This is a genomic window from Pseudomonas sp. PA-4-8C, assembly GCF_021606625.1.
GTDB lineage: Bacteria > Pseudomonadota > Gammaproteobacteria > Pseudomonadales > Pseudomonadaceae > Aquipseudomonas > Aquipseudomonas lactis.
Genome location: NZ_WKCD01000366.1, coordinates 1 through 4541, shown reverse-complemented (window position 1 = coordinate 4541; position 4541 = coordinate 1). Strand labels below are relative to the sequence as shown.

Here is a 4541-nt window from a genome sequence, read left to right as displayed (position 1 = left end):
CTTTTCGACACTTACTTCGAAGATGAAATCATCGACAACAGAGCCTTTATGAAAACATTGCTTGAATGTCTAATTCGTTATCACGCTGAAGCGACAACAGACGAGTAATCCGACAAAGCCAAGCGAACACAACGCTAAAATCAACAAAGCTCAAATGTGGGAGCTGGCTTGCCTGCGAAAGCGGTACTGCAGTAACACATGCAGCGACTGACACACCGCCTTCGCGAGCAAGCCCGCTCCCACAGGGGATCTGCGTTTGCCTGACGGGCATTCCTCCCACATTCAAACCCGCTTCGTTCGATCTGATCAGCGCTTGGAAAGCTCCATAATCATCCGGCTCAACAGATAAACCCGCGGCGCCACACTTTCCACCTCGGCATATTCCTCCGCCGTATGAATGTTGCCCCCCACTATCCCAAACCCATCCAACGTCGGCGTGCCTACCCCGGCGGACAAGCTCGCATCTGCCGCGCCGCCGCTGCCTTCGATGGTCAACTTGCGTCCCAGTTCGCCGTAAATCCCCTGGGCCATCGCTACCAACTTATCCGACTCGGCCGTCTGCGGCATCGGTGGCAGGCCACGCTGCAGGCTGGTTTTTACTTCGGTTTCCGGGATCAATTTGTTGGCTGAAACCCGGGCCAGGTCTTTCTCGATCCGGTCGAATTCTTCCGGCAAGGCCGCACGCACGTCGGCCTTGGCGGTGGCCTGGTCAGGGATGACGTTGGTGCGGTCGCCAGCCTTGAGCACGGTGAAGTTGATGGTGGTTTTCTTGTCTTCGTCGCCGAGTTTGCCCAGTTGCAGGATCTGGTGCGCGGCTTCCATGGCGGCGTTGCGTCCCAGTTCCGGGGCGACGCCGGCGTGGGCGGCCTTGCCTTTGACTTCGACCACGGCGGTAGCGCTGCCTTTGCGCCACACCACCAGGCCGTCGGCGGGGCGACCGGGTTCCAGGTTCAGGGTTACATCGTGGCCCTTGGCAGTGTTGCGGATCAGTTCGGAAGCGGCGTCGGACCCGGTTTCTTCGCTGGCGTCGAGCAGGAAGGTAATCTGCGCGTAGTCCTTGAAGCCCTGGCTTTTGAGGACTTTGAGCGCATAGATGCCCGCGACGATGCCGCCCTTGTCATCCATCACGCCGGGGCCGTAGGCACGGTCGTCCTTGATGTGGAACGGGCGCTCGGCGGCCGAGCCTTCCTTGAATACGGTGTCCATATGGGCCATCAGCAGGATCTTGGCCTTGCCAGTGCCTTTGAGGGTGGCGACCACATGGCTGTTGTTGGCGGCTTTATCCGGCACCAGTTCGATGGTGAAACCCAACTGTTTCAACTCATCCACGGCGATATCGCGCACTTGAGTCAAGCCGGGCTCGTAGCCTGAGCCCGAGTCGATATTCACCAGGCGCTCCAGCAGCTTCAAGGCTTCGGCCTTGTATTGTTCGGCCTGTTGCTGGATCTGTTTATGAGGCTCGGCGCTGTAGGCCGGCAGGCTGAAAGACAAGGCCAGGGTAGCGGCCAACAGGGTACGCGGGAAGGTGAAGAGCATGGACCGATCCTTGTTTTTTGTTGGAGGGTGCCCCGCCACCCTACCCCACTAAACTGACCGCAACCAACTGCCCTGTACCGAGCTGACCCGGTTGCGCCCGCTGCTCTTGGCTTCATACAGCGCCTGGTCGGCATCGTTGAGCCAACTGATGGAGTCGGCGTGGCTCGGCTGGTACGGCGCCAGGCCGATGCTCAGGCTCACCCGCAGTGTCGGGTCCTGGGCGTAGGCCAAGGCGTTGAAGCGACCGCGCAGGGCCTCCATCACCTCGGTGGCACGGTTGAGGGGCATGCCTGGCAGGATCACGCAGAACTCATCGCCGCCATAACGCCCGGCCAGGTCGGTGGTGCGCAGGTTCTGGCGCAGCACCTTGCTCAGTTGGCGCAGGACGATATCGCCGGTCACATGGCCGTAGGTGTCGTTGATGGTCTTGAAGTGGTCGATGTCGATCAACGCGATGGCGGCACCGGCCGGGCCTTGGCGGCAACGTTGAAACTCGAGGTCCAGGTGGTCCTTCCAGGCGCCGTGGTTGAGCAGGCCCGACAGGCTGTCGGTGCGGCTCAAGGCCAGCAGTTCGCGCTTGTGGCGGGCCAAGGTGACGGCCTGGCGGTAGCAGATCCAGCCCAGGGCCAGGGGATACAGCATCAGGATCGGCAGGCAGGCATACAACTGGGCCTGGGTAGTCACGGCGATAAACCCAGGCGTGAACAGCAGCAGCGCGGTGCCCAGCCCCAATGCCTGCGCCGCCCAACCCGCAAACAGGAAGCGCGGCCCGCCGATGGCGACGTTGTTCATGCTCATCATCGACAGGGTGGTGACGCTGGGCAGCGGGTTGAAGTGCATCGCGCCAACCCAGAACCCACCGCAAAAGGAATCGAACAGCAGGCTGCGGCGTTCGCTGCGCAAGGTATTGGCCGAGCGCAACGAGCATTGAAAAGCCAGGTGCGGCCACGCAAAGGCGTTGATCAGCATCCAGGCCCACACCCACAGGGGCGGGCTCAACGGATACATGCCGAACGCCACGCACACAAAGCCGAGCGTCAGCCCCAACAGGCGGGATTTGTACAAGCGCAAAGCGAGCGGAAGTCCTTTTCCTCCGACGGCTGGCATGGTGGGGGCGATCCTGGGTGATTGCCTGGAGTCTAACAGGGCAACGTCAAATCGCCACTACCGCTTATTGGCTAATACTTCAGTGCGAAAACCCACGCGCCAGCATCAAGGCCACGCCCAGCAGCAACACGGCTGTGATCCGCTGCAACAGCACGCGCCGCTTGGGGTTTTCCAGCACGTGCTTGATGCGCTGGCCGAAATAGCAATACAGGCAGCCGCTGGCAAATTGCAGCAACAGAAAGGTTGCGCCGAGAATGGCGATGTCCGCCGCCGAGCTGTGTTCACCAGCACCGGCAAACTGCGGGAACACGGCGCTGAACATGATGATGGTCTTGGGGTTGGAAAACCCGGTCAACAGCCCTTTGCCGAACAGGCTTCGCGCGCCCTCAACCGTGCCGGCGTTGTTGATCGATACGCCACTGCTGGTCCACTGCTTGTAGGCCAGGTAAAGAATGTAGGCCACCCCGACAAACTGGATGGTCTGGGTAACGGCGAGGTTGCCCTTGATCAACTCCGAAAAGCCCACGGCAAAGATCAGGATCGAAATCAGGTACGACACACTGGCGCCGACCTGCGCCGGGATCGAACTGCGCAGGCCGTCCTTCAAGCCCAGGCTGAGCAACAGCAGGGTCATGGGGCCCGGGCTGAAGGTCATGGTGGCGCAAAACAACAGGAAGTAGAGAAATGAAGACAGGGTTAACGCACTTGTCATGGCCAGCACCTTGAATAAAGAGAAACAGTAGCAACGGGGCGAACGCAGCCAGCGCCCGCCCCAGGCCGATCAGGCGACGGCGATTTCGGTGGTCAGGGAGTCGCGGTACATCACCGCCAGGTCAGCCAGGGCGGCCTTGGCGGTCTGGTTGCGGGTTTCAAACGCGACCAGGCCCTTCCAGTTAGTCTCGACAATAGCCTGCAGCACATCGGCGTAATCGCAGTTGCCGTCATGGATGCCGAAGTGCTGGTCTTGCACGCCGTTGTTGTTGCTGAAGGAAATGCCCTTGATCAGGTGGTGGTACTTGCGCACCACTTCTGCCGGCAGGCCGTTCTCGATGTTGGCGTGGCCGGCATCGAGGAAGAAGTACACATTGCTGTGGGCTTGCAGGCGCTCGAACACAAAGGCGTATTCCGCTTCATGGGTGAAGATGTAGTGGAATGGCCGATAGTTGACGTAGTTGGACAGGTTTTCCAGGTAGATATCCGTGCCCTTGGCCTCGGCGTACAACGCCAGTTCCTGCACCGACTTGAGGTAATGCTCCAGGGCAACCTTCTTGGCCATCAACACCATTTTCGGCTCGACGATGCAACCACCGTGAATGATCAACGGCGCGCCCAGGCGGCTGGCGATGTCGATTTCCTTCTTCACGTACTCCACGGCCGCGCTACGGAAGGCTTCGACATCACTGCCCAACGGCGCCTTGAAGTTGCCGTGGAAAACCGGCTTGACCCCCGTGGCCGCGATTTGCGCTTGCAGGCTTTCGATACGCGCCTCGGTCCAGTCATCGACCATTTCGCCGAACAGGCTGCCGTCGATGTACCAGTGGGTGCAGTCACCTTCGATGGCGGTTTGCAGGCCCTTTTCGGCGCCCAGGTATTTCTGGTGGGCCACACCGGTGCAGAACGGGACGGTGGCGTTGATCAGTTTGCTGTCCATGGGACGATTCCTTTCGTTGATGGCGGGTCAGGCTTCTTGAGGTTCGGGTAGGTTGATGGCCATGAAATCGGCCTTGGTCACGCCGCAATCCGGGCATGCCCAGTCTTCAGGCACCTCTTCCCAAGGGGTGCCTTCTGGAATTCCGTTCCCCGGAATACCCAGTTCTTCTTCGTACATAAAACCTCTCGGTTCGCCCATATAAGGTTTCATTGAAATTCAAAATCCATTTCTTAGGGTTCAGGAATTT

General features: G+C 59.8%; 5 protein-coding genes. All 5 read right to left on the bottom strand.

Annotation, left to right across the window (positions count from 1 at the left end; all coding sequences use genetic code 11):
• Window positions 1–306: 306 nt before the first annotated feature.
• Window positions 307–1536 (bottom strand): M20/M25/M40 family metallo-hydrolase, encoded by a 1230-nt coding sequence (locus GIW04_RS28180; protein ID WP_120248294.1) that lies wholly within the window; start codon window positions 1534–1536, stop codon window positions 307–309.
• A 48-nt stretch (window positions 1537–1584) separates the two neighbouring features.
• Entirely contained in the window at window positions 1585–2643 is a 1059-nt protein-coding gene (locus GIW04_RS28175) for a diguanylate cyclase (RefSeq protein ID WP_120248295.1), read from the bottom strand.
• 79 nt (window positions 2644–2722) lie between these two features.
• Window positions 2723–3355, bottom strand: coding sequence for a LysE family translocator (locus GIW04_RS28170; protein ID WP_003190643.1), 633 nt, complete (start codon window positions 3353–3355; stop codon window positions 2723–2725).
• A gap of 69 nt (window positions 3356–3424) precedes the next feature.
• Window positions 3425–4294 (bottom strand): sugar phosphate isomerase/epimerase family protein, encoded by an 870-nt coding sequence (locus tag GIW04_RS28165; protein ID WP_003190642.1) that lies wholly within the window; start codon window positions 4292–4294, stop codon window positions 3425–3427.
• Window positions 4295–4321: 27 nt separating this feature from the next.
• Entirely contained in the window at window positions 4322–4504 is a 183-nt protein-coding gene (locus tag GIW04_RS28160) for a rubredoxin (protein WP_236479427.1), read from the bottom strand.
• Window positions 4505–4541 lie beyond the last annotated feature (37 nt).

What these genes read in the sequence shown, in the direction of transcription:
- GIW04_RS28180 (WP_120248294.1), bottom strand. Translation starts at nt 1,536, where the DNA reads ATGCTCTTCACCTTCCCGCGTACCCTGTTGGCCGCTACCCTGGCCTTG.
- GIW04_RS28175 (WP_120248295.1), bottom strand. Translation starts at nt 2,643, where the DNA reads ATGCCAGCCGTCGGAGGAAAAGGACTTCCGCTCGCTTTGCGCTTGTAC.
- GIW04_RS28170 (WP_003190643.1), bottom strand. Translation starts at nt 3,355, where the DNA reads ATGACAAGTGCGTTAACCCTGTCTTCATTTCTCTACTTCCTGTTGTTT.
- GIW04_RS28165 (WP_003190642.1), bottom strand. Translation starts at nt 4,294, where the DNA reads ATGGACAGCAAACTGATCAACGCCACCGTCCCGTTCTGCACCGGTGTG.
- GIW04_RS28160 (WP_236479427.1), bottom strand. Translation starts at nt 4,504, where the DNA reads ATGAAACCTTATATGGGCGAACCGAGAGGTTTTATGTACGAAGAAGAA.